Origin of the sequence: Pseudomonas agronomica (assembly GCF_025917275.1) — a bacterium.
Lineage (GTDB): Bacteria > Pseudomonadota > Gammaproteobacteria > Pseudomonadales > Pseudomonadaceae > Aquipseudomonas > Aquipseudomonas agronomica.
Map to the genome: position 1 here is coordinate 1 of NZ_JAOSHO010000641.1, position 2,452 is coordinate 2,452.

A 2,452-nucleotide genomic window follows, 5' to 3' on the forward strand; every position below is an offset into this window, starting at 1 on the left:
AGGCTTCGCCAGCTCCTACGGGGCAGTTCAGTGGGGCAAGCACCCCTCGCCACGAGGGTCGTCATTAGGGTTGGTCGTAGCCTTCGGCGAGGTGCAGGTCCTTGAGCTTTACGTAGTTCGCCGCGCTGTAGGTGAAGAACGCCCGCTCCTTGTCGGTCAGCGGGCGGACCTGTTTTACCGGGCTGCCGACGTACAGGAAGCCGCTCTCCAGGCGCTTTCCCGGCGGCACGAGGCTGCCGGCGCCGATGATGACGTCGTCTTCGACCACCGCGCCGTCCATGACGATGCTGCCCATGCCGATCAGGATCCGGCTGCCGACGGCGCAACCGTGGAGCATGACTTTGTGGGCGACGGTCACGTCGTCGCCGATCAGCAGCGGGAAGCCGTCGGGGTTGAACGGGCCGGCGTGGGTGATGTGCAGCACGCAGCCGTCCTGGATGCTGGTGCGCGCGCCGATGCGGATGCGGTGCATGTCGCCGCGAATGACCGTCAGCGGCCAGACGGAGCTGTCTTCGCCGATTTCGACGTCGCCGATCACCACCGCGGTGCTGTCGACAAAAGCCCCACGGGCAAGCTTCGGGCTGTGGTTCTGGTACGTGCGAAGGGTCACGATAGGCTCTCTCTTATCGGGTGATAGGCGCTGCTAGCTGCGGTGAAGGTCGATTGTAATTAAGATGGGCCCATGTTTCTTCCAGCGAAGGTGTCAACCGTGAGCGTGAACAACCCTCTTTTGCAGCCCTACGACCTGCCGCCATTCTCGGCGATCCGTGCCGAGCACGTGCAACCGGCCATCGAGCAGATCCTGGCTGACAACCGTGCCGCCATCGCCGAAATCCTCAAGACCCAAGTCAAGCAGCCTACCTGGGCCGGCCTGGTGCTGGCGATGGACGAGCTCAATGATCGCCTCGGTGCGGCCTGGAGCCCGGTGAGCCATTTGAACGCCGTGCGCAACAGCCCGGAACTGCGCGAAGCCTATGAGGCGTGCCTGCCGGCGCTGAGTGCCTACTCCACCGAACTGGGCCAGAACCGCGAGCTGTTCCAGGCGTTCGAAGCCCTGGCGAACAGCCCCGAGGCGGCCGGTTTCGATGTGGCGCAGAAAACCATTCTCGAACACTCCCTGCGCGATTTCCGCCTGTCGGGCATCGACCTGCCGCCCGAGCAGCAGAAGCGCTACGCCGAGGTGCAAAGCAAGTTGTCCGAGCTGGGCAGCCGCTTTTCCAACCAATTGCTCGACGCGACCCAGGCCTGGACCAAGCACGTCACTGACGAAGCCGCCCTCGCCGGCCTGACCGACTCGGCCAAGGCGCAAATGGCTGCTGCGGCCCAGGCCAAAGGGCTGGATGGCTGGCTGATCAACCTGGAATTCCCTAGCTACTACGCGGTGATGACCTACGCCGAAGACCGCGCCCTGCGCGAAGAAGTCTACGCGGCCTACTGCACCCGCGCCTCGGACCAGGGCCCGAATGCCGGCCAGAACGACAACGGCCCGGTGATGGAGCAGATCCTCGACCTGCGCCAGGAACTGGCCCACCTGCTGGGCTTCGCCAATTTCGCCGAGTTGAGCCTGGCGACCAAGATGGCCGAATCCAGCGACCAGGTGCTCAGTTTCCTGCGTGACCTGGCCAAGCGCAGCAAACCCTTCGCCGCCCAGGACCTGGAACAACTGAAGGCGTTCGCCGCCGAACAAGGCTGCCCCGACCTGCAAAGCTGGGACAGCGGTTTCTATGGCGAAAAACTCCGCCAGCAACGTTACAGCGTCGCCCAGGAAGCCCTGCGCGCGTACTTCCCGATCGACAAGGTGCTGGGCGGCCTGTTCACCATCGTGCAACGTCTGTACGGCATCGAGATCGCTGAACTGAAAGGTTTCGACAGCTGGCACCCGGACGTGCGCCTGTTCGAGATCAAGGAAAACGGCCAGCACGTCGGCCGCTTCTTCTTCGACCTCTATGCCCGCGCCAACAAGCGTGGCGGCGCCTGGATGGACGGCGCCCGTGATCGTCGTCGCACCTTCGACGGCGAACTGCAAAGCCCGGTCGCCAACCTGGTGTGCAACTTCACTCCAGCCGACAGCGGCAAGCCAGCGCTGCTGACCCATGACGAAGTCACCACGCTGTTCCATGAATTCGGCCACGGCCTGCATCACCTGCTGACCCGCGTCGAGCACGCCGGCGTGTCGGGCATCAACGGTGTGGCCTGGGACGCCGTCGAGCTGCCGAGCCAGTTCATGGAAAACTGGTGCTGGGAGCCTGAAGGCCTGGCGCTGATTTCCGGCCACTACGAAACCGGTGAGCCGCTGCCCCAGGACCTGCTGGAAAAAATGCTCGCGGCGAAGAATTTCCAGTCCGGCCTGATGATGGTTCGCCAGTTGGAGTTCTCGCTGTTCGACTTCGAGCTGCACGCCACCCACGGTGACGGCCGCAGCGTATTGGAAGTGCTCGAAGGCGTGCGCGAC

The 2,452-nt window shown here is 63.9% G+C and carries 2 protein-coding genes; one reads left to right on the forward strand and one right to left on the reverse strand.

All coding sequences use genetic code 11. The features are described 5' to 3' along the window. Nucleotides 1–64 precede the first annotated feature (64 nt). Entirely contained in the window at nucleotides 65–610 is a 546-nt protein-coding gene (locus OC610_RS25600) for a gamma carbonic anhydrase family protein (RefSeq protein ID WP_264431814.1), read from the reverse strand. Nucleotides 611–709: 99 nt separating this feature from the next. Between OC610_RS25600 and OC610_RS25605 the strand changes: the two genes are divergently transcribed. Then, a partial coding sequence (locus tag OC610_RS25605; protein WP_264431815.1) for a M3 family metallopeptidase occupies nucleotides 710–2,452 on the forward strand: 1,743 nt, incomplete at its 3' end.